At 65.6% G+C, this 21,246-nt stretch carries 18 protein-coding genes; 10 read left to right on the top strand and 8 right to left on the bottom strand.

From position 1 onward, the window contains the following. The first annotated feature begins 17 nt into the window (after positions 1 to 17). Positions 18 to 788, top strand: a complete 771-nt coding sequence (locus VGR99_RS30200) for a sulfite exporter TauE/SafE family protein (RefSeq protein ID WP_326903603.1) — start codon at positions 18 to 20, stop codon at positions 786 to 788. Positions 789 to 793: 5 nt separating this feature from the next. On the opposite strand, the gene VGR99_RS30195 is transcribed toward VGR99_RS30200, so the two are convergent. Further along, positions 794 to 2,182: an NAD(P)/FAD-dependent oxidoreductase gene (locus tag VGR99_RS30195; protein ID WP_326903602.1), complete on the bottom strand. Its 1,389-nt coding sequence runs from the start codon at positions 2,180 to 2,182 to the stop codon at positions 794 to 796. A 189-nt stretch (positions 2,183 to 2,371) separates the two neighbouring features. On the opposite strand from VGR99_RS30195, the gene VGR99_RS30190 reads away from it, so the two are divergent. After that, a complete protein-coding gene (locus VGR99_RS30190) occupies positions 2,372 to 3,355 on the top strand; it encodes a YiiX/YebB-like N1pC/P60 family cysteine hydrolase (RefSeq protein WP_326903601.1) in 984 nt (327 codons plus the stop codon). Between the two features lie 141 nt (positions 3,356 to 3,496). On the opposite strand, the gene VGR99_RS30185 is transcribed toward VGR99_RS30190, so the two are convergent. Further along, a complete protein-coding gene (locus VGR99_RS30185) occupies positions 3,497 to 3,772 on the bottom strand; it encodes a metal-sensitive transcriptional regulator (RefSeq protein ID WP_007598521.1) in 276 nt (91 codons plus the stop codon). Between the two features lie 73 nt (positions 3,773 to 3,845). Between VGR99_RS30185 and VGR99_RS30180 the strand changes: the two genes are divergently transcribed. Together VGR99_RS30180 and nikR are read left to right on the top strand one after the other, a co-directional pair. After that, positions 3,846 to 6,299: a heavy metal translocating P-type ATPase gene (locus tag VGR99_RS30180; RefSeq protein ID WP_326903600.1), complete on the top strand. Its 2,454-nt coding sequence runs from the start codon at positions 3,846 to 3,848 to the stop codon at positions 6,297 to 6,299. Between the two features lie 168 nt (positions 6,300 to 6,467). Then, complete coding sequence (gene nikR, locus VGR99_RS30175; RefSeq protein ID WP_326903599.1) at positions 6,468 to 6,920, top strand: nickel-responsive transcriptional regulator NikR; 453 nt, start codon at positions 6,468 to 6,470, stop codon at positions 6,918 to 6,920. 196 nt (positions 6,921 to 7,116) lie between these two features. Here nikR and VGR99_RS30170 read toward each other — a convergent pair whose 3' ends face one another. Next, positions 7,117 to 8,064: a hydroxymethylglutaryl-CoA lyase gene (locus tag VGR99_RS30170; protein WP_326903598.1), complete on the bottom strand. Its 948-nt coding sequence runs from the start codon at positions 8,062 to 8,064 to the stop codon at positions 7,117 to 7,119. Continuing rightward, a complete protein-coding gene (locus VGR99_RS30165; protein WP_326903597.1) occupies positions 8,061 to 9,239 on the bottom strand; it encodes a CoA transferase in 1,179 nt (392 codons plus the stop codon). Before VGR99_RS30165 ends, VGR99_RS30170 begins: the two co-directional genes overlap by 4 nt. A gap of 105 nt (positions 9,240 to 9,344) precedes the next feature. Between VGR99_RS30165 and VGR99_RS30160 the strand changes: the two genes are divergently transcribed. Both VGR99_RS30160 and VGR99_RS30155 read left to right on the top strand, forming a co-directional pair. Then, complete coding sequence (locus tag VGR99_RS30160; RefSeq protein ID WP_326903596.1) at positions 9,345 to 10,277, top strand: LysR family transcriptional regulator; 933 nt, start codon at positions 9,345 to 9,347, stop codon at positions 10,275 to 10,277. Between the two features lie 246 nt (positions 10,278 to 10,523). Beyond that, positions 10,524 to 11,936, top strand: coding sequence for an MFS transporter (locus VGR99_RS30155; RefSeq protein WP_326903595.1), 1,413 nt, complete (start codon positions 10,524 to 10,526; stop codon positions 11,934 to 11,936). Between the two features lie 144 nt (positions 11,937 to 12,080). Here the strand turns inward: VGR99_RS30155 and VGR99_RS30150 are convergent, their stop codons facing one another. Further along, positions 12,081 to 13,733, bottom strand: coding sequence for a S53 family peptidase (locus VGR99_RS30150; protein WP_326903594.1), 1,653 nt, complete (start codon positions 13,731 to 13,733; stop codon positions 12,081 to 12,083). A gap of 284 nt (positions 13,734 to 14,017) precedes the next feature. Here VGR99_RS30150 and VGR99_RS30145 point away from each other — a divergent pair, with 284 nt between their 5' ends. Both VGR99_RS30145 and VGR99_RS30140 read left to right on the top strand, forming a co-directional pair. Then, positions 14,018 to 15,190, top strand: coding sequence for a hypothetical protein (locus VGR99_RS30145; protein WP_326903593.1), 1,173 nt, complete (start codon positions 14,018 to 14,020; stop codon positions 15,188 to 15,190). 85 nt (positions 15,191 to 15,275) lie between these two features. After that, positions 15,276 to 16,016 carry a sulfate transporter family protein gene (locus VGR99_RS30140; protein WP_326903592.1) on the top strand — a complete coding sequence of 247 codons (741 nt, stop codon included), beginning with the start codon at positions 15,276 to 15,278 and terminating at the stop codon, positions 16,014 to 16,016. Between the two features lie 6 nt (positions 16,017 to 16,022). Here the strand turns inward: VGR99_RS30140 and VGR99_RS30135 are convergent, their stop codons facing one another. Genes VGR99_RS30135 through nth form a run of 3 tightly spaced genes read right to left on the bottom strand, consistent with a single transcriptional unit; the run spans position 16,023 to position 19,597 of the window. Continuing rightward, positions 16,023 to 17,651 (bottom strand): MFS transporter, encoded by a 1,629-nt coding sequence (locus VGR99_RS30135; RefSeq protein WP_326903591.1) that lies wholly within the window; start codon positions 17,649 to 17,651, stop codon positions 16,023 to 16,025. Then, the gene (locus VGR99_RS30130) at positions 17,638 to 18,774 is read right to left on the bottom strand and encodes an HlyD family secretion protein (protein ID WP_326903590.1); all 1,137 of its coding nucleotides are present in this window, start codon (positions 18,772 to 18,774) and stop codon (positions 17,638 to 17,640) included. The genes VGR99_RS30135 and VGR99_RS30130 overlap by 14 nt, the downstream gene beginning before the upstream one ends. A gap of 37 nt (positions 18,775 to 18,811) precedes the next feature. Further along, a complete protein-coding gene (nth, locus tag VGR99_RS30125) occupies positions 18,812 to 19,597 on the bottom strand; it encodes an endonuclease III (RefSeq protein WP_326903589.1) in 786 nt (261 codons plus the stop codon). 22 nt (positions 19,598 to 19,619) lie between these two features. Here nth and VGR99_RS30120 point away from each other — a divergent pair, with 22 nt between their 5' ends. Next, on the top strand, positions 19,620 to 20,138 hold the full coding sequence (locus VGR99_RS30120; RefSeq protein WP_326903588.1) for a DUF2244 domain-containing protein: 519 nt from the start codon (positions 19,620 to 19,622) through the stop codon (positions 20,136 to 20,138). A 55-nt stretch (positions 20,139 to 20,193) separates the two neighbouring features. Then, entirely contained in the window at positions 20,194 to 21,090 is an 897-nt protein-coding gene (locus tag VGR99_RS30115) for a bifunctional helix-turn-helix domain-containing protein/methylated-DNA--[protein]-cysteine S-methyltransferase (RefSeq protein ID WP_326903587.1), read from the top strand. The last annotated feature ends 156 nt before the right edge of the window (positions 21,091 to 21,246 follow it).

Here is a 21,246-nt window from a genome sequence, read left to right as displayed (position 1 = left end):
CTCTGGAATAGCGGAGCATGAGCATCACCGACTTCCTGCCGAAGGATGTCAGCCTCACCATTGCGATGGCGCTCTGCGCCGTCGCTTTCGTTTCGGGCACCGCCCGTGGTTTCTCCGGTTTCGGCTCGGCGCTGATCTTCATGCCGCTGGCGAGCAGCTTCGCTGCGCCGCGGCTCGTTGCCGCGCTCCTGCTCGTGATCGATTTCGTCGCGGCGGCCCCGCTGCTGCCCGACGCGTGGCGAAAGGCCGATCGCAAGGCGACCGCCGTGATCGTGTTCGGTGCGCTGATCGGCGTGCCCGTCGGCACCTATTTCCTCAGCGTGCTCGAACCCGTCACCACGCGCTGGATCATCTCCTGCTTCGTCGCGGCGCTCTTGCTTCTGCTGCTGTCGGGCTGGCGCTATCGCGGCAAGGACCACGCATGGCTCTCGATCGGCATCGGCGGCCTCTCGGGCTTCTGCAGCGGCCTTGCACAGACCGGCGGCCCGCCGATCGTCGGCTACTGGCTCGGCCGCCCCATCGCGCCGATCGTCGCGCGCGCCAACATCCTGCTGTTCTTCGGCGCGTCGGATTTCTTCTCGATGGTCAGCTACGCCACGACCGGCCTGATCAGCCGCGAATCGCTGCTGCTCTCGCTGATCGTCGGCCCGGTCTACGCGCTCGGCGTCGCGTTCGGCGCCTCGCTGTTCGGCCGCGCCAGCGAGAAGGTGTTTCGCGGCATCTGCTACGCGCTGATCGCGATGGCAGTCGTGTTCGGGCTGCCGGCGCTGGACGGGATCTTGCGCTAGTTGCCTTACTGCCGCGGCGCGCGGCGGCGTTTGGTCGACTGCGTCGGCACGTCCGCCGACTCGTCCTTGAGCGCGCCGATCTTGCGCAGGGCTGCATCCGCGGCGCGCTCGCCGCTTTCCCAGGCGCCGTCGACGGTGCCCCACAGCGTCTCGTGGGTGGCTTCGCCGGCGAGGAACACACTGCCGACCGGCTCGGTCAGGATCTTTCGCGAGAGCTGGCCGCCGGGCGACGACGCCGACATCGCGCCCATCACGAAGGGCGAGGCATTCCAGCGGGTCGCACTGGTCTTCTGCACCGCGGCCGCGGCCTCGCTGCCGAACAGTTTTGTGATCCATTCCTTCGCGAAGGCGCCCATCGCCGCTTCACCCTGCTCGGAGAGATCGCGGCCGAACGAGCCGCCGACGTCGATCGCGCACAGCGAGGAGCCGCCGATATTGGCGTACATCAGCGCCGTGCGGGTCGAATTGCTCTGCTCGATGAGAATGTCGTCGCGCGACAGCCCAAGCGGATTGCCCGGCAGTTGCAGCACGATGTGGTCGTAGCTGCCGAGGCTGAGCTTCGACGCCGCGTCCAGCGTCCGCTTGGGAATGTCCGGCGCGAACTTGATCGCACCTGACATCAGCACATTGGTCGAGACCGTGACGATGGCGGCGCGCGCGGCGATCTTGCCGGATTGCGTCTCGACACTGACGTCGCGGTTGCTCCAGACGATCCGGCTCGCCGGCGTCGACAACGCAACCGGCGCCTGCTCGCCGAGCTTGCTGATCAGGGTGCCCAGACCCTGGCGGCAGGCGATCGCGGCGTTGCGGTCCTGGGCGCGGGCCTTGTCGATCGCCGACAACTCCTTCAGGTCCTTGCCTGCAAAGCTCGCGCCCAGCATGAATTCGACAGCACCAGCCCAGTCGCCGAGATCCTTCGGCAGCACGGAGGCGCAGGACGTATCGAGCTTGCCGCGCGCGGCTTCGTCGATGGCGCGGTTGGCGCGCACCAGCGCCGCCAGAAATTCCTCCGTCTCGCCGGCGCGCGCGTTGCGGCGGCCGATACGCATCTTCTGGCCTGACGGCGCCGGCACCAATTCGAGCCCGGCGTTTCGCGCCAGCCGGATCATCGGATTGGTCTCGGGATTGTGCAGCCAGCGCGCGCCGCGGTCGAACGGCGTGTTGAAGGTCGTCGTATCGGTGATGCAGCGCCCGCCCACTTGCGAGGCCGCCTCGACCACCACGACCTTGCGGTTGGCCGCCATGACGCGTCGCGCCGCCGCTATTCCGGCCGCCCCGGCGCCGATCACGACGATGTCGGCGTCGCGCGGCAGGGGTGCGGCAGTCGCGCGCAGGACCGGCATCGCGGCAAGGCCCGCCGAGGCCGAAAGGAAACCGCGGCGCGTGATTGTCATGTCATGGTTTCCGGAGACTTGCGGCGAACGGGAACAGCCCGCGAACCTTGCCGCATCTGATGTTGCACGGCAACCATCATGGTGAATCAATCGTGCTTGATCTCACAGACTGATGAACCGAATGGCAACACGTTTCGACCATGATAGAGAAGGAGAAAAAGTGGCCAGAAAGGCCTGGGGGAGTTCGATATGGGGACGGTCCTGGATTCAGTCGGCAAGTTGATTGCCGCGTACCTCTCGAAGGAGGTGCCGGGCTATGAGCCGTTCACGCCGAGCGACCCGGAGCATCTGCGCGGCGTCATCGAGCCCGGCGACGTACTGCTGGTCGAGGGCAACAACCGCATTTCCGGCATCATCAAATATCTGACGCAGTCGACCTGGTCGCATGCCGCGCTCTATGTCGGGCCGGTCGAAGGCGCCGTAGAGCCCGACGGCGAGCCGCATGTGCTGATCGAGGCCAATATCGGCGAAGGCGTCACCTCTGCGCCGCTGTCGAAATACTTTCCGTATCACACCCGCGTCTGCCGCCCGGTCGGGCTGTCCTATGAGGACCGCACCACGGTCTGCCGCTATGCGATCAACCGCATCGGCTTCGGCTATGACACCAAGAACATCATCGACCTGATGCGCTTCCTGTTTCCGCTGCCGATTCCGCAGCGCTGGCGGCGGCGCATGATCGCGCTCGGCTCGGGCGATCCGACCAAGATCATCTGCTCCGCGCTGATCGCACAGGCGTTCGACGCCGTGCGCTATCCAATCCTGCCGAAGATCACCAAGGCCGGCAGCCGCGCCGCACGGCGCGAGATCCTGCACATCCGCGATTCCTCGCTCTACATGCCCCGCGACTTCGACATCTCGCCCTATTTCGAGGTCGTCAAACCCACCATCGTGCACGGTTTCGACTACACCGCGCTGCATTGGGCCGACAAGCAGAAGCCGCTCGAGGAGGTAGCGGGCACGTTCAGTGTGTTTCCAGAAACGCTCCGTGCGCCGCCGCTCGTTCCTGAAGCGATTGACGAAGAAGCGCCGGCTGAGACTGAGCAAGTGACGGATGCCGTGCAGCCGGCCGAGATGGTTGAGAGCACCACGGTCGCCAGCCATTTCCCGCTGCTGAGGAAGCTGGCGATGTACCGCCCAAGGCGCCGTGGCCGCGCGCGGGAGATCGCGGCGTAGGCATCGCCCCGTCCGCGCCTAGTATGGCGTGCTCGCGTGTCCACAGCCGTCATTGCGAGGAGCGCAGCGACGAAGCAATCCAGACTATCTCTGCGGAAACAGTCTGGATTGCTTCGCTACGCTCGCAATGACGGTGAAAACCTACCGCTCCGCCCGTCCGATCACTGCCATCAGCTCCGCGATCTTCTCGCGCTGATCCGCCTTGTCGCCGCTGGCGATGGCGTGCTCGACGCAATGGGCGACGTGGTCCTTCAGAACCTCTTCCTCGACCCGGCGCAGCGCGGCGCGCACCGCCGAGATCTGCGTCACGATGTCGATGCAGTAGCGGTCTTCCTCTACCATTTTCGACAGGCCGCGAACCTGGCCCTCGATCCGGCCGAGACGTTTTCCGACAGATGCCTTGATGTCTTTGCGCATACGCTCTATATACCCCTACCGGGTATGGGTTGCAAGATAGTTGCAGGCCGATTGTGAAAACCGGAGCATGGGAATGAACGACGTGGATCACGAGCATCATCACGACGGGGACAAGCAATCCGGATGCGGTTGCTCCTCAGCCAAGCCCGCGCTACCCGCCGCCGCGTCCTCGTGCTGCGGCGGGCACGGCGATCACGCCGGTCATTCCCATCATCACGCGCACGACCATGGCGCCGCGACAAAGGTCCTCGATCCCGTCTGCGGCATGACGGTCGATCCCGCGACCTCGAAGCACCGCTTCGAGCATCACGGCGAGACCTTCCATTTCTGCTCGGCCGGCTGCCGCACCAAGTTCGCGGCCGATCCCGCAAAATATCTCACCAAGGACAAGGCGCCCGAGCCGGAGATGCCGGCCGGCACGATCTACACCTGCCCGATGCATCCCGAGATCCGCCAGGTCGGGCCCGGCAGCTGCCCGATCTGCGGCATGGCGCTGGAGCCGGAGGTGGCAAGCCTCGAGACCGGCCCCAATCCCGAGCTTGCCGACATGACGCGCCGGTTCTGGATCGGCGGCGCGCTGGCGCTGCCGGCCGTGGTGCTGGAGATGGGCGGTCATCTCGTGGGGCCGCACAACTGGATCGACCAGACGCTCTCGAACTGGATCCAGCTTGTCTTCGCCACGCCCGTGGTGGTGTGGGCCGGCTGGCCGTTCTTCGTTCGCGGCTGGCAGTCGCTGCTGACGCGCAACCTCAACATGTTCACGCTGATCGCGATGGGCACCGGCGTTGCCTATGTTTACAGCCTGATCGGCACCATCGCGCCGCAGATCTTTCCTGAAACCTTCCGCAGCCATGGTGGCGCGGTCGCCGTCTATTTCGAGGCCGCTGCCGTCATCACCGTGCTGGTGCTGCTCGGGCAGGTGCTGGAGCTGCGCGCCCGCGATGCGACCTCCGGCGCGATCAAGGCGCTGCTGCAGCTCGCGCCGAAGACCGCACGCCGTGTCGATGAGTCCGGCGGCGAGCATGAAGTCGAGATCGACACGCTGCATGCCGGCGACCGCCTGCGCGTCCGCCCCGGCGAGAAGGTGCCGGTCGACGGCATCATCCTGGAGGGACGCTCCTCGCTCGACGAATCGCTGGTGACGGGCGAATCCATGCCGGTGACCAAGGAGACCGGCGCCAAGGTGATCGCCGGCACGTTGAACCAGTCCGGCAGCTTCATCATGCGCGCCGACAAGGTCGGGCGTGACACGCTGCTGTCGCAGATCGTGCAGATGGTCGCCGACGCGCAACGTTCGCGCGCGCCGATCCAGCGGCTGGCCGACCAGGTCGCCGGCTGGTTCGTGCCTGCCGTCATCGTCGTCGCCATCGCCGCCTTTGCCGCCTGGGCCTGGTTCGGGCCGGAGCCGCGGCTGGCGTTCGGCCTCGTCGCCGCCGTCAGCGTGCTGATCATCGCCTGTCCCTGTGCGCTGGGACTGGCGACTCCGATGTCGATCATGGTCGGCGTCGGCCGCGGCGCGCAGGCCGGCGTGCTGATCAAGAACGCCGAAGCGCTGGAGCGGATGGAGAAGATCAACACGCTGGTGGTCGACAAGACAGGCACGCTGACCGAGGGCAAGCCCAAGGTGGTCGCGATCGTGCCGGCGCCTGGCTTCACGGAAGACGACATCCTGCGCTGGGCAGCCAGCGTCGAGCGCGCCAGCGAACATCCGCTGGCCGACGCCATCGTGCGCGCGGCCAAGGAGAAGCAACTGACCCTCGGCCAGGTCGATGAGTTCGACTCGCCGACCGGCAAGGGCGCAACCGGCAAGGTCGACGGCAAGAGCATCGTGCTCGGCAACGCAAAGTACATGTGGTCGATCGACATCGACACCAAGGCGCTCGATACCGAGGCCGAACGGCTGCGCCAGGACGGCGCCACCGTGATCAACATGGCCGTCGACGGCGCGTTGGCCGGCCTGTTCGCGATCGCCGATCCGGTCAAGGCTTCGACCCCGGAGGCGCTGAAGGCGCTGGCGGCCGAAGGCATAAAGGTCATCATGCTGACCGGCGACAACCGCACGACCGCGGAAGCGGTGGCGCGACGGCTCGGCATCGCCGAGGTCGAGGCCGAGGTGCTGCCGGACCAGAAGAGCGCGGTGGTCACAAAACTGCAAAAGGCCGGCCGCAGCGTCGCGATGGCCGGTGACGGCGTCAACGACGCGCCGGCGCTGGCGGCGGCCGAGGTCGGCATCGCCATGGGCACCGGCACGGATGTGGCGATGGAGAGTGCGGGCGTCACCCTGCTCAAGGGCGACCTCACCGGCATCGTCCGGGCGCGAAAGCTGTCCCAGGCGACCATGAGCAACATCCGGCAAAACCTGTTCTTCGCCTTCATCTACAACGCGGCCGGGATTCCGATCGCCGCCGGCATCCTCTATCCGACCTTCGGCGTGCTGCTGTCGCCGATCATCGCGGCCGCCGCGATGGCGCTGTCCTCGGTGAGCGTGGTCGGCAATGCGCTGCGGCTGCGTGCAACGCGGCTGTGAGGACGCGACTTCGCCCTCGCCCCGCTTGCGGAACCAGGTAAGATGCGCGTAGCCCGGATGGAGCGAAGCGAAATCCGGGTTCTGTCCGCGTGTTGAAATAGTCCCGGATTACGCTTCGCTCCATCCGGGCTACGGACACGACCCAGCGGCACCCCCGGAGAGGACCTGATGCAGCGGATTACGATCACGATCGAGGACGATTTGCTGGCGGAGATCGACGCCGCGGCCGAAGCGCGCGGCTACCAGAACCGCAGCGAGATCATTCGCGATCTCGCCCGCGCCGGGCTGCAGCAATCGAGCGAGGACACGGCACAGACCGGCCCCTGCGTCGCCGGCCTCGTCTATGTCTACGACCACGCCGCGCGCGATCTCTCAAAGCGCCTGGTGCAGGAGTTCCACGGCCATCACGACCTCGCGCTGGCGACGCTGCACGTCCATCTCGACGACAACAATTGCATGGAGATGACGGCCCTGCGCGGCGATGCCGGCGAGGTCAAGCACTTTGCCGACCACATCATCGCCGAGCGCGGCGTGCGCTATGGCCGCGTGGTGATGATTCCGACGGGCGAAGCGAAGCCGGGCAAGATGCGGAAGCACGGGCATGGACATCGGCATGAGTAGGCCCAAGCTCTCGTGCCCCGGACGCAGCGCAGCACCATAAGCGCGTTCACGCGCGTCTTCGACACGCTATGGTGATGCGCTGCTGAGCCGGGGGCCATCTCGCCAAGAGCGCAAGCTCCTGGGTCCCGGCTCTGCGGCGCGCCATTTCATGCCGCGCCGCGTCCGGGACGCGAGAGCTACCTTTGTTGCTCTGGGATCACGCCGCCTTCGCCGCACTCCCGCCGGGCAAACCTGCCCGCGCAAGGCCGCCGTAGAGCTGCTCGTTCGGCATCTCGCTCTTCAGGATCGATCGCACCGCAATCAGCCTGTCGAGATCGATGCCGGTCGCAAAGCCCTTGCTTTCGCAGAGGAAGGCCAGGTCCTCGAACACGACATTGCCGGTCGCGCCGGGGGCGAAGGGGCAGCCGCCGAGGCCGCCGAGCGAACCGTCGAGGATGCGCACGCCCTCGTCGAGCGCCGCTGCGGCATTAGCGATGCCCATGCCGCGGGTGTCGTGGAGATGGATACAGATCGGCTTTTTGCCTGCGAGCTTCACGGCAGCGCGCGACAAGTCACCCACCTGCTTCGGGCCGGCATAGCCGACGGTATCGGCGATCGCGACGAAGTCGACGCCGGCCTCGAGGCACTTGTCGACCAGACGCAGCACCTCGGCGGGATCGACCGCGCCTGTGATCGAGCAGCCCAGCGCCATCGAGATCGCGGCATTCACAAGCGGCTTGTGGCTGCTGGCGTCGCGCATCTCGCAGAGCCGCTTCACATTGGCGATCGCGGATTCGCGCGAGCGATGGGCGTTGGCCTGGCTGTGCTCCTCCGTGGCCGAGACGACCGAGGCGATCTCGCCGACCCCGGATTCGAGGGCCTCATTGACGCCGCGCTCGTTCAGCGCGAGCGCGATGCCGTGAGCCCCACGCAGGCTCGCCACTGTTCCGATGACATCGCGGACGTCGACGAATTGCGGGAAGGTCTTTGCCGGCAGGAACGAGCCGACCTCGAAATGCCTGATGCCGGCGGCGTATTCCTCACGCACCCAGCGCTGCTTGGCCTCGGTGGAGGGAAACTTCTTCACGAGCTGCAGCCCGTCGCGCAGGCCGACCTCGCGCAGGCTGACGCGGTCAGCGGGGTAGATTGTCTCGATCCGGCTCATGCGCGCCTCCCAGCGGCTTTTGACGTGATGTCGTTATTACCGCCGATCTCGGCACGAACCGCCGATGTGTCGGCGCCGAGCGGCGCGACCTTCAGGCCTTCGCCAAAATGGCTGCCGTTCCACTCGAGCGGCAGCGTCGGCACGTGGAACGGCTTGCCGTCGGCGTTGACATTGGTGACGAGCCCACCCGGCCGCAGCACGTGCGGGTCGGTCAAGAGATCCTCAGGTCTATTGATCGGCGAGAAGCAGATGTTGAGCCCGTCGAGCTTTTGCGAGAGATCCGCGACGTTCCACTGCCGGATGATCTCGGCCACGCGCGGAAGAATCCGCGGCCGCGCCAGGATACGGTCGGTCGTGGTGCGCAAGGCGGGATCATCGAGAAGATCGGCCAAGCCGAACTCACGGCAAAAGCTCTGCCAGTGGCCCTCGGTCACGACGCCGATGAAGATGCGGCCGTCGCCAGCGGCATCGAAGATATCGTAGATCGGCCAGGCGTGCTCGCGCTCCGGCATCGAGCGCGGCTTGTTGCCGGTCATCTCGTATTCGACCATGTGCTGGGCGACCAGGAACAGGCAGTTCTCGAACAGGCCGATGCGGATGTCGGCGCCGTCGCGCTTTCCGCCGCGCTTCTGGAACAGCGCAGCCAGGATCGCGATCACGCCGAACATGCCGCCCATGATGTCGTTTGCGGAGGAGCCGACACGCTGCGGCTTCTCCTTAGTGCCGGTCATGGCAGCGAGCCCCGACATCATCTGCACGACCTCGTCGAGCGCGGGGCGATGCTCGTAGGGGCCGGACAGGAAGCCCTTGTGGCCGGCGATGATCAGATGCGGATGAAGGCGGCGCAGTTCCTCGGCACCCAATCCTTGCTTGTCGAGCTGGCCGTCGCGAAAGTTTTCGAGGAACACATCGGCGGTTTCGAGCAGCCGGTGCATGGTGTCGCGATCCTCGGGCTTCTCGAAGTCCAGCACGACGCTTCGTTTGCCGCGGTTGAACAGCGGAAAGAACGCCGTCCCCATGCCGCCCAGGCTCCGCGTCTTGTCGCCTGAGGGCGGCTCGACCTTGATCACGTCGGCGCCGAGCTGCGCGAGGATCATGCCGCAGGTCGGGCCCATGACCATGTGGGTCATCTCGACGACCCGTACGCCTTCGAGCGGCAATCCGGATTCGGTCATGTGGCACTCCCTGTTCGTTCGCCCATGAGACTAGGCCTTCACAAGCCATCGTAAAAATATAATCTGTCGAAGAATACCTTCGCAGATCTAGAACGCTAGACCGACATGGATTCACGCCAGCTCCGCTATTTCATCGCCGTCTACGAGCAGCGGAACCTGTCGCGTGCGGCCGACCAGGTCAACGTCGCGCAATCCGCGCTCAGCCATCATATCTCGAATTTGGAAGCCGAGTTCGCAACGCCTTTGTTCGAGCGCAAGTCGCGCGGCATGGACCCGACCGCGGCCGGCGAGCGGCTTTACGAGCATGCCCGCATCATCCTGCGCGCGATGGCGGAGGCAGAGACCGAGGTGCGCGAGGGCGCCCGCGTCATTGCCGGCGAGATCTCGATCGGCATGGCGAATTCCGGCGTCAAGGCCATCGGCGTCGAGCTGATGCGCACGGTGCTGACCAAATATCCAAAGCTCAAGCTGTCGCTCACCGAGAGCCTGTCCGGCGCGACGCTGATGCACCTGATGGTGTCCAATGTCGACCTGGCGCTGGTCTACAACCCGCCCTCGGAGAAGGAGCTGATCACCGAGCCGGTGCTGGAGGAGGAGATGTTCCTCGTCGGCATCCCAAAGCTGGTCGGCAAGGGCAAGGCGCCGATCCGCTTCGAGGAGCTGAACCGGCTGCCGCTGATCCTGCTGCGCTACGGGCTCGGCCTGTCCTCGCGCGCGCTGCTGGACGATCCGGTCCTGCTCAAGCGGCTGGAGGGCGGCGCCATTCTGCATGCCAACTCGATCACCGGCATGACCGGCGCGCTGGTGGAGGGGCTCGGCTGCACCATCGCGACAAAGCTGTTCGCGCGAGAGGAGCTCACCGCCGGCCGACTGGTCGCGCGTCGCGTGGTTGATCCGAAGCTGACCCGCACGCTCTATCTCTGCCGCCTGCGCAACCGTCCGATGACCTATGCGATGGAGGAGATGCGCCGCCTGATGCTGGCGCTGATCGCCGAGCAGGTGCGCAGCGGCGGCTGGCAGGCCGAGCTGGTGGGGTGAACCGTCATTGCGAGCGCAGCGAAGCAATCCAGAGTGTTTCCGCGCAGCGATTCTGGATTGCTTCGCTGCGCTCGCAATGGCGCGTTGAGAGCTTCGTTCGAAAATCTCGAACGCTTCCATCGATATGTTCTTCTGGATTTCCGGCATCGCTCCGCCAACATGGCGCGATCCGGCAGAGCTTGCGCACGACAACAGAGATGAGCCGCCGGGAAACGCGCGCGATCCGCGCGCCACGGGGAGGACATCATGAGCGTTGTCGGTATCGACACAGGCTTTGAGCTCGGCGCGGCACCATCCGTACCCGACGAGATCTCGCAGCGGCTCGAGGCGATGCCGGGCACGGTCTATGTCTGGCGCCTCGTCATCCTGCTCTCGCTCGGCGGCTGCTTCGAGATCTACGACCTGTTCCTCACCGGCTATATCGCGCCGGGCCTGAGCCGCAGCGGATTGTTGAGCACGACGACGCAGGCCTTCTTCGGCTTCGCCGGCATCGGCGCCTTCGTCGCCTCGACCTTTGCCGGCCTGTTCGTCGGTACTTTCTTCCTCGGCTTCCTAGCCGACCGCTTCGGGCGGCGGGCGATCTTCACCTACGCGCTGCTCGGCTATACCGCGGCGTCCGTGATCATGGCCTGTCAGACCTCGCCGGAGGGGCTGCTGTTCTGGCGCTTCCTCGCCGGCATCGGCATCGGCGTCGAAGTCATCACCATCGACGCCTATATCACCGAGCTGGTGCCGAGCCGGATGCGCGGGCGCGCCTTTGCGGTGAACCAGTCGATCATGTTCACCGCCGTTCCCATCGTCGCCTTCCTCGCCTGGTGGCTGGTGCCGCTCGCGCCTTACGGTGTCGAGGGCTGGCGCTGGGTGGTGTTGATCGGCGCCGCCGCCAGCATGATCATCTGGGTGCTCCGCCTGTACCTGCCCGAGAGCCCGCTCTGGCTGGCGCGGCACGGCCGCAACGAGGAAGCGCTTCGCATCCTGGCGACGCTGGAGGCCGCCAGCGGCGGCGCCGGCGCGCGGCCCGCGACGTCGCCTGCGCGTCACGTCCGGCAAGCCGCGCGCGTCGGCTTCGCCGATCTGTTCCGGCCGCCCTATCTGTCGCTGGTCGTGCTCTTCATGGTGTTCAATCTGTGCCAGGCCTTCGGCTTCTACGGCTTTGCCAATTGGGTGCCGACGCTGCTGGTCGAAAAGGGCATCAACGTCACCAAGAGCCTGCAATATGCCTTCATTGTCGCCTTCGCTTACCCGATTGCGCCGCTGCTCGCCGCGAGCTTTGCCGACAGATTCGAGCGGCGCTGGATCATCGCCGGCGCCTGCGTCGCGATCATCGTATTCGGCATGGCGTTCGCGCAATTGACGGCGCCCGCGCTGCTGATCGTCTGCGGCGTGCTGCTGACGGCCTGCAACACCACGATGTCCTACGCCTATCACGCCTACCAGACCGAGGTGTTTCCGACCCAGATCCGCGCGCAAGCCTCGGGCCTTGTCTATTCGATGAGCCGGCTCTCCGCGACGTTCTCGGGCTTCATCGTCGCCTACATGCTGAAGGAAGGCGGCGTCACCGGCGTGTTCGGCCTGATCACCGCGGCGATGCTGATCGTGGTGATCGCGATGGCGCTGTTCGGACCGAACGTGCGCGGCAAGGCGTTGGATACGGTGTAGCTCCACCGTCATTGCGAGCGCAGCGACTTGTCCGCCGAAGCCTTTGGCGAAGGCGGAAGCAATCCAGAGTCCCACCGCGGAGACGATCTGGATTGCTTCGTCGCTTCGCTCCTCGCAATGACGGAGGAGAGAGCGTCGTCTAGCTCACGCCACCAGCAAATTCTGCAACGCCGCGCCGTTGGGAACGCCGAGGCCGGAGCAGGCATCCCAGCCGGGGCCGGCCTTGTACATACCGTGCAGATCGCCGGTGATGTCGTTGTTGCCGACCGTGATGTCGCGGAACACGCCTTGCGCATGCGAGGCGTAGATCAGCGGGTTGATGAAGCCGACGGTCTTGCCGAACTTCTTGGTCGTGGCCTCGTTGATACGGGCGATCAGCCCGGCCATCAGCGGCGCCACCGCGCTGGTTCCGCCGATCGTGGTGCCGACGCCGTTGAGGAAGATCTGGTAGCCGGTTGCGGGATCGGCATCGCCCGCGACGTCGGGCACGCCGCGCCCGACCGAGTGCGACGGCGATTTCGGCACATGGGCGTTGGCCTGGTAGGCCGGCCTGGGGAAGACGACGCTGACGCCGCCGCCACCGGCGCCATCCTGCGGGCCGCCGTTCCAGACCACTTCGGTGAGCGCGCCGTTCGAGGCCTTCAGATTGGTTCCGCCGCAGCCGAGCGCGAACGGGCTGGAAGCCGGGAAGTCGGCATGGGGCCGGCCATCCCAGTCCTCGCCCATGTCGGCCGAGCCATTGTCGCCGGAGGCGACGCAGACGGTGACACCCATCGACGCGGCGTCGCGGATCGCCTCGTTGAGACCGTCGACGAATTGCTGCGAGCCGGCCGGATCTTCCGGCCCGCCCCAGCTGATCGAGATCACCGAGGGCTTTCGCGCGGTGTCGTGGACCGCGGCCTTCACCGCGTCGATGAAGCCGTTGGTGGTGTTGGGCGCGAAATAGACCACGATCCTGGCGCCCGGCGCGATCGCACCGGCGACCTCGATGTCGAGCACGACCTCGCCGTCGGCCTCGGAATGACCGGGCTTGTTGGCGCCGCCGTCGACGCTCGCGGGCGCGATCTGCGGCATCGGGATCCCCGCCTTCTTGAAGAAGGTTTTCAGGTCGGACGTCTTGTAGCCGGCGCCCGTCGGATGGCCCTTGCTGTCGATGTCGTTGAGCTCGATGATGGCGATGCACTGGCCGGCCCCGGTCTCGCCGCCCGGGAAGTTGTAGATCTGGGCGATCTGTTCGACCGAGAAGCTGCCGCCCTGCGCCGCGCGGGCCGTCGCGCCCTTCTTCGCCATCCTGCGCCGGAAGTGCGGCTGCGCCACCGGGCGGTTATCGAGGCCGTGCACGCCGACCACGATACCTTCGAGCTCGGCCGGGATCTGGACGCTGCCCTTGCGCATGCGATAGGTCGCGCCGTCATGCTTGACCTTGATGAGCTTGACGCCGAAGGCCGCGCTCATCGCCTTCACCGTGCCGGTCAGCTTCACCGTGCGGGAGGCCAAGTGCACGCTCTTGACGTTGAGATCGTGAAGATGGGCGAAGTCGTCGATCCTGGCGACGTCGGCGGGGTCCGCGCCCCTGTGCGCGGCGAATTCCGCGCGCGAAAGATATTGCCGCTCGCGCGGCGGTTGCGCGCCCAGCGCCATCACCTGCTCATCGTCGGCCGGCTGCGCGCTCCCGGCGCGAAGCCGGACGCTGATCTCGATTTCCTGCTTGGGGTCGGCCGCGCCGACGAGCTTGGCCCCTTTCGGCAATTGACGGGCGCTGTTCACCAGCGCGACTCGCTTGGTCGAGCTTGCCATGACTTCCTCCGTTTGTGATTGGAAGACAGATTGTCGCACCTCAACTATAGGTGTAATCTGAAACGCGATTTGGTTCAGATACTGCGTCAGATTTTTTTCGGGAATACCGTTGCTGGGCAGGAGAAATTATCCGTGACCCAAACCGGCACGCGATCGGTCAATCATTGCGACCCATCCGCCGCCAACAAATTCGATCTAAGATTGTAACCATTGGCGCGCTTGGCCGACCAACGAAAGACGTTTGTCGAAATCTAAACTGCAAAATCATTGACGGAGATGATGCGATGTTGGCCGACCGCAAATGGGTTGAGAGGAATCTCGGTTTCGATCCGATCACGACACCACCGCCGCCCGGGACCTTCGTGGTGAAGCGTGTGAAGGAAGCCGCGGTGAAGAAGACCGCGAAGGTCACGGCCGAGGACTTCCGGCGCGAGATCATCGATTTCGATTCGGAGTCGGAGGAGGGCCGCGAGTTCATGGCCTTCTCGACTTCGACCGGCCTGTCGCGCTTCACCGACATCTCCTGGCCGAAAGGGCTCGCGCCGCAGACCGGGCCGAAGCCGAAGGGCAATGGCAAGGGCCCGCTGCCGCGCGCCGACGTGCTGGTCGTGACCTGGACCGTCGACGAGGGCCACGCGCTCAGCCGGGTGCTGACGCCGGGCAAGGACTCGCACAACGATTACGTGCCCTACACGCACAATTATGCCGCCATCTCGAAGAAGATGCGCAACGGCTGTCCGGCCAAGGAGCTGAAGCGCCTCGGCACCTACTGGACCACGACGATCGGCAAGAAGAAGTGCGTGATCTTCAAATCCGACTCGCACATGTCGCAGGACGGGCCGGACTTGCCGAACATCGACGTCTGGCGCCAGATCATCACCGAGGTGCAGCCGACGCTGGTCATCACCACGGGAACGGCCGGCGGCATCGGCAAGCAGTTCGAGGTCGGCGACGTCGTGGTGTCACCTATCGTGCGCTTCGACTGCCTGTCGAAATTCAAGAAGGAGCCGTTCGCGCAGGAGCACTTTTCCAGCGAGTCCGCCGTGACGAAGAAATTCGCGCAGGCCAAGACGCTGTTCAAGGCCAATGCCGGGCAATTGCCGAAGGACAACACCAGGGCACCGAAGATCTTCGTGGTGAAGCCGAGCGGCCTGTCGTCCTCGGTGGTGACCACCGACTTCTTCGGCTTCGACACCTCGGACGATCATTTCCACCTCCAGGGGCTCGGCGACGTCTCCGAGATGGGTGACGCCGTCCTCGGACTCGTGGCCCAGGAGATGGGCGACAAGGCGCCGCGCTGGCTCGCGATCCGCAACGTCTCCGATCCCCAGATCAAGGCCGAGGGAACGCTGAAGCAGCAGGAGCAGGTCGCCGCCCAGATCTACAAGGGCTTCGGCCGCTGGAGCACAGTGTGCAGCGCCATCACCTGCTGGGCCAGCATCGCGGCGGAGCGTTAGGCCGCAGAGGTTGACCGGTCAGCCTCCCTTGCCGAAGGCGTCTTGGGTGTCTACCTCTCGCGGGTGATTTCGTGAGAGGTTCCCCATGCTGGATGCCGCCATCAAGGCGCTGTCGCAAATGATCTCGCCGCCGATGCGCTCGATCCTGTGGCGCTCGATCGGCGTTGCGTTGGTGCTGATCACCGTGCTGGCGATCGGCCTGCAGCGGCTGCTGAGCTGGTTTGCGACCTCTGGCGAGGTCTGGCTGGAAGGCCTGCTCGGGCCGGGCTGGCATTCCTCGCTCGAGGTCCTGTCCTGGATCGTCTCGATTGCGGCCGGCCTCGGCGTCGTGTTTGGCGGCGTATTCCTGATGCCCGCGATCACCTCACTGGTGGCGAGCCTGTTCGTCGACGAAGTCGCCGATATCGTCGAGCGCGAGTATTATCCCGCCGAACGGCCGGGCGTCGCGCTGCCGTTCAGCCAGGCGATCCTCGAGGGCGTCAAGACGGCGTCGCTGACGATTCTGGTCTATCTCGCCGCGCTGCCGCTGGTATTTTTCGCCGGCGCCGGGTTCCTGATCTTCTTCCTCGCCGCCGCCTGGCTGCTCGGCCGCGAATATTTCGAGCTCGCCGCGATGCGCTTCCGCTCGCCGGAGGAGGCCAAGGCGATGCGCCGCGACCATGCCGCGACCATCTTCACCGCCGGCCTCTTCATCGCCGCCTTCGTCTCGATCCCGATCGTGAACCTGGCGACGCCGATCTTCGGCATGGCCTTCATGGTCCACATGCACAAGCGCCTGTCGGGCTCGCGGCCCGAGCTGATCGAGCCGGCGCGGCAGATGCGGTGACGCGCCTTACGTCACCTGCACTCCGCATTTCCTGAGAAGCATCTTGGCGAAGCCGAACGGCGCCGGCGTGAACGGGCCGGGCGGAGCGCGCGTGATCAGCGCGATGAAGCCGAGCGCGGCCATCGCGAGCCAGAAGCACAGCCAGAAGCCGTCGATATAGGCGAGCACATTGGCCTCGCGCGCGACGAAGCTTGCGAGCGTGCCGACCGCGCGCGCCGGCGCCGAGCCCGCACCATGGGCCGCGAAGTGATCTGAAAGCCGCTTCAGTATCCGCACCACGTCGACATCGCCCACCAGGAGGTTCTGGCCGATATAGAAGGAGTGGACCTGCTCGCGCACGCGCAGCCACGTTCCCATCAGCGCCACGCCGATCTCGGCGCCGCCGAGCCGCATGATCTGGATATAGGCGGCAAAGGAGGTGGCGCGACTCGGATCGGAGTTCGACAGCGCGATGATGATGAGCGGCAGCAGCGTCGTCGACTGGCCGACCGCCTGCAGCAGCACGATGCCGATGAAATCCTCGCGCGCCCAGTCATGAGTGAGCTGGGTGCCCCAGAGATTGGCAGCGGCAAAGCAGGCAAACCCCAACACCGTCACCGTGCGCGCGTCGAAATGGCGGAGCAGCCAGATCGAAATTGGTACCAGCACGAACATCGGCAGCGCGCCGTAGGTCAGCAGCAGGATCCCGCTCTGCTCCGGCCGGAGCAGGCCGACATTGCCGAGGAAGTTCGGTACCAGCGATGAATTGGAAAGCGACGTCAGCGTGTAGAGCAGGATCACGACCAGCGACAGCCCGATATTGCGCGAGAACAGCACGTTCACATGCGCCCAGGGCTGTCGCACCAGCGACTCGTTGACGAGGAAGGCGACGAACAGCACCGCGCCGGCAGCGAGCAGCGCCATCACGGTGCCGTTGCCGAGCCAATCGAGCCGGTTGCCCTGGTCAAGGCCGGCATAGATCATGCCCACCGCCGCACCGAGCAGCAGCATGCCGCCCCAATCGGCCTCGCGCAGCAGCGCGCGGTTTACCGGCTCGCTCGGCGTGCCCAGGTAAACCATCAGGCCCATCAGCGGCGCGATCACGACGCTCTGCCAGTACAGCCATTGCCAGCCGAGATGATCGACATAGAAGCCGACCAGCGAGCTCGACGTATCCAGCGCGAAGCCGACACGGATCGAGTAGAGCGCGATCGCCGGCAGCCACCAGCGGATCGGCAGGTTGCGGAACACGATCATCAGCGTCGCCGGCACGAAGGTGCCGAGCAGGAGCCCGTGCGCAACGCTGAGCACGAGCAGCGTCGGATAATCGTGCACGAAGGGAATGATCGCCGACACCGCGGCGTAAACCAGACTGGGAATGCCGAGCACGCGGCGCAGGCCGAACACGGTCGCAAGCCATGCGACCGCGGGCGCGATGAAGATCTGCGAGCCGATGCCGGCAGTGGAGAGCCAGGCGCCTTCATCGAAGGAGAGCGAGAACGCGCCGCGCAAATCGGGCAGGCCGACCGTGGTCAGGCGGCTGTCGAAATTGGCGAGGAACGAGCCGAGCAGCACCGCCGCCACGGCGAACAAAGGCCGCGGCGCGATGCCGCCGCGCGAGATTGGTCCGCGATCGACATCGTCATTTCCCGCCATTGCCGGCCTTCGTGTCGATGCTGGTGACGACCGACATGCCCGGCACCAGCCGCGCCAGCAACGGCTGATTGTCGTCGAACTGGATGCGAACCGGGATGCGCTGCACGACCTTGGTGAAATTGCCGGTCGCATTGTCCGGCGGCAGCAGCGCGACCTGCGCACCGGTTGCGGGGGCAATGCGCTCGACCCGGCCGCGCAATTTTTCACGCGGGAAGCTGTCGACGGTGATCTCGACCGGCTGCCCGGGCGTCACATGCGTGAGCTGGGTCTCCTTGTAGTTCGCGATCACATAGACCTTCGGCAGCGGCACCACGTTGATGAGGTTGGTGCCGATATTGACGTAGTCGCCGGGCTGGACCTGGCGCTCGCCGACGACGCCGTCGAAGGGCGCGGTGATCCTGGTGTAGCCGAGCCTGAGCTTTGCGCTCGCCAGCGTCGCCTTGGTGGCCTCGAGATCGGCGGCGCGCTGCTTCTTGGTACCTTGCAGGACCTCGAGCTGATGCTGCTGGGCCGCTATCACCGCGCGGCTCGCGCGCACATCGGCCTGCGCCTTGGCAAGGCCCGCGACCGCCTGCTCGAGCCGCTGCCGCGTGCCGGCTTCGGCCTGCGACAGCGATTGCTGGCGCTGCTGCTCCTGCCTGGCTTCGACCTCCAGGGCTTCCGCCGACAGGCGCGAGGCCTCGGCCTGCGCGATCGTCGCGTATTGCAGCTCGATCTGGTTGGCGAGATTGTCGAGCACGGCTTGCGCGGCGGCCACCGCGGCCTCGGATTGCGCGACCTGGGCCTGATAGTCGGCAGGGTCGATCTGGATCAGGAGATCGCCGGCCTTCACGCGCTGGAAGTCGGTCACCCCGACAGTCAGCACCTCGCCGGAGACACGGCTTGCCAGCCTTGTCAGCTCGGAACGCACATAGGCGTCATTGGTGCTCTGGACCACGGCATTGCCGACCCATTCATCGAAGCGCAATGTCGCCAGCGCGACGAAGCCGAGCGCGACGATGACGGCGAAGAGGGGGATGGCGAGCCGGCTCCAGAGCGAGCTCGCTGGCGGTTGCGTGGGCTTTGGTGGCGGGGCCGGTGCGGCGGCAGGCGGCGGTGACGAAACTTGTTCCTGCTGACTCACGATAGGCCCCTAAAACCACTTTGCCCGAGTGCCGTTCTCACACCGTCTTCTCCGGCCACCGGCAGAGATCGTTGATCAGGCACACTTCGCAGCGCGGCTTGCGCGCGAGGCAAGTATAGCGGCCGTGCAGGATCAGCCAATGATGGGCATGCAGCATGAACTCTGCCGGGATCACCTTTTCGAGACCAAGCTCGACTTCGAGCGGCGTCTTGCCGGGCGCGAGCCCGGTGCGGTTGCCGACGCGGAAAACATGTGTGTCGACCGCCATGGTGTGCTCACCGAAGGCCATGTTGAGCACGACATTGGCGGTCTTGCGCCCGGCGCCGGGCAGCGACTCGATCTCGGCGCGCGTGCGCGGCACCTCGCCGCCGAAATCGCTAAGCACTTTGGCCGACAGCGCGATGACGTTCCTGGCCTTGGTGCGATAAAGGCCGATGGTCTTGATGTATTCGCGCAGGCGTTCTTCGCCGAGGTCGAGCATCTTCTGCGGCGTGTCGGCGATCTCGAACAAGGCCCGCGTCGCCTTGTTGACCCCGGCATCCGTCGCCTGCGCCGACAGCACGACGGCGACCAGCAGCGTGAACGGATTGACGTGCTCGAGCTCGCCCTTCGGCTCCGGATTGGCCTTGCGAAAACGGCTGAAGACGTCGTGGATCTCCGCAGGCGTCCAAGGTTTGATCGACTTGGGCTTTATGGCCTTGAGTGATTTTTTGGCGGGAGCCGATTTCTTAGCGGAAGGCTTGGGTTTCGCGACCGCCGCCTTTGCCTTTTTCTTCGGCACGGCGGCTTTGCGCGGGGCCGGCTTGCGGGTGATTTTCGCCATGATCGGGATATACTGAGGGACGATGAGCACAGGCAACGAAATTGAGCGGGACAGCGAGCAGCAGATCTTCTCCGCGCTGCTGACGCCGCACCGCTCGCTGAACCGCACCGGCTTCCTCGCCGTGATGCTGTTCCTGAGCGTCGTCAGTTTCGTCACCGGCCTCGTCTTCCTGATGATGGGGGCCTGGCCGGTGTTCGGCTTCTTCGGCCTCGACGTGCTGGTGATCTGGTGGGCTTTCAGGGTCAATTTCCGCACCGCGCGGGCGCGGGAGGAGATCACGGTCACACCTACGGAATTGCGGGTGCGGCGGGTCAGCCATCGCGGCCAGGTCGCCGAATGGACCTTCAACCCGCTCTGGGTCCGCCTCGACATGGAGGTCGACGAGGACTTCGGCATCGAGCATCTCTATCTGATTTCGCGCGGCCACCAGATCCGGATTGCCAGGTTCCTCGGGCCCGAAGAAAAGACAAGCTTTTACAAAGGCTTGGTTGAGGCACTGAACGCCGCCAAACGCGGCCCGACCTATAACCCGATCAGCTGATGCCACGTCGGAAATCGGGTGGTTTCGCACCCGTGCCGCGCATACATTTCCGGTCATGATGACACTCGCCATTCATGACCAGCGCCTGGCCAGGCCGGGCTCCCAGAACGCCGCGCTCCGCGATTACGATTCGGTGCGCCGGGCCATCGCGTTCATCTCGGAGAACTGGCGCACGCAGCCGACTATCGAGGCGATGGCGGATGCGGCCGGCGTCACGCCGGATGAGCTGCACCATCTGTTCCGCCGCTGGGCCTCGATCACGCCGAAGGCCTTCATGCAGGCGCTCACCCTCGACCACGCCAAGGGATTGCTGCGGGACTCCGCGAGCATCCTCGATGCCGCGCTCGACTCAGGTCTGTCGGGTCCGGGCCGGCTGCACGATCTCTTCGTCACGCATGAAGCGATGTCGCCGGGCGAATGGAAGAACGGCGGCGCCGGCCTCACTCTGCGCTACGGCTGCCATCCCTCGCCGTTCGGCACCGCGATCGTGATCGCGACCGACCGCGGCCTGTCGGGCCTTGCCTTCGCCGATCCCGGCGAGGAGCAGGTCGCATTGGCCGACATGACGCGGCGCTGGCCGAACGCGACCTATGTGGAAGATCACGACGGCACTGCGCCGCTGGTAGCGCGTATCTTCGACACAAAATTGTGGCGGCCGGATCAGCCGTTGCGCGTCGTCATGATCGGCACCGATTTCGAGGTGCGGGTGTGGGAGACGCTGCTGAAGATCCCGATGGGCCGCGCGGTGTCCTATTCGGACATCGCATGCAACATCAACAGCCCGAAAGCCTCGCGCGCCGTCGGTGCTGCGGTCGGCAAGAACCCGGTCTCGTTCGTCGTGCCGTGCCACCGCGCGCTCGGCAAGAGCGGCACGCTCACCGGCTATCACTGGGGCATCACGCGCAAGCAGGCGATGCTGGGCTGGGAAGCCGGGCAGCTGGGGATGCAGTAGGGGCAGCAAGCACACTGCCGTAGCAACCATTAAACGCCGAGGAGTTTTTCGGTCCACGGCGTGCCTCGTTGCAGGACGGTATTGGCATAGATCAGGAGCTTTCGCGCGCAGGCGATGAGAGCGGCGTTGTGGGCCTTTCCGGCTGCCGTGAGGCGT

Origin of the sequence: Bradyrhizobium sp., from assembly GCF_035935975.1 — a bacterium.
Taxonomy (GTDB): domain Bacteria; phylum Pseudomonadota; class Alphaproteobacteria; order Rhizobiales; family Xanthobacteraceae; genus Bradyrhizobium.
This window is presented reverse-complemented; position numbering and strand designations above follow the sequence as displayed.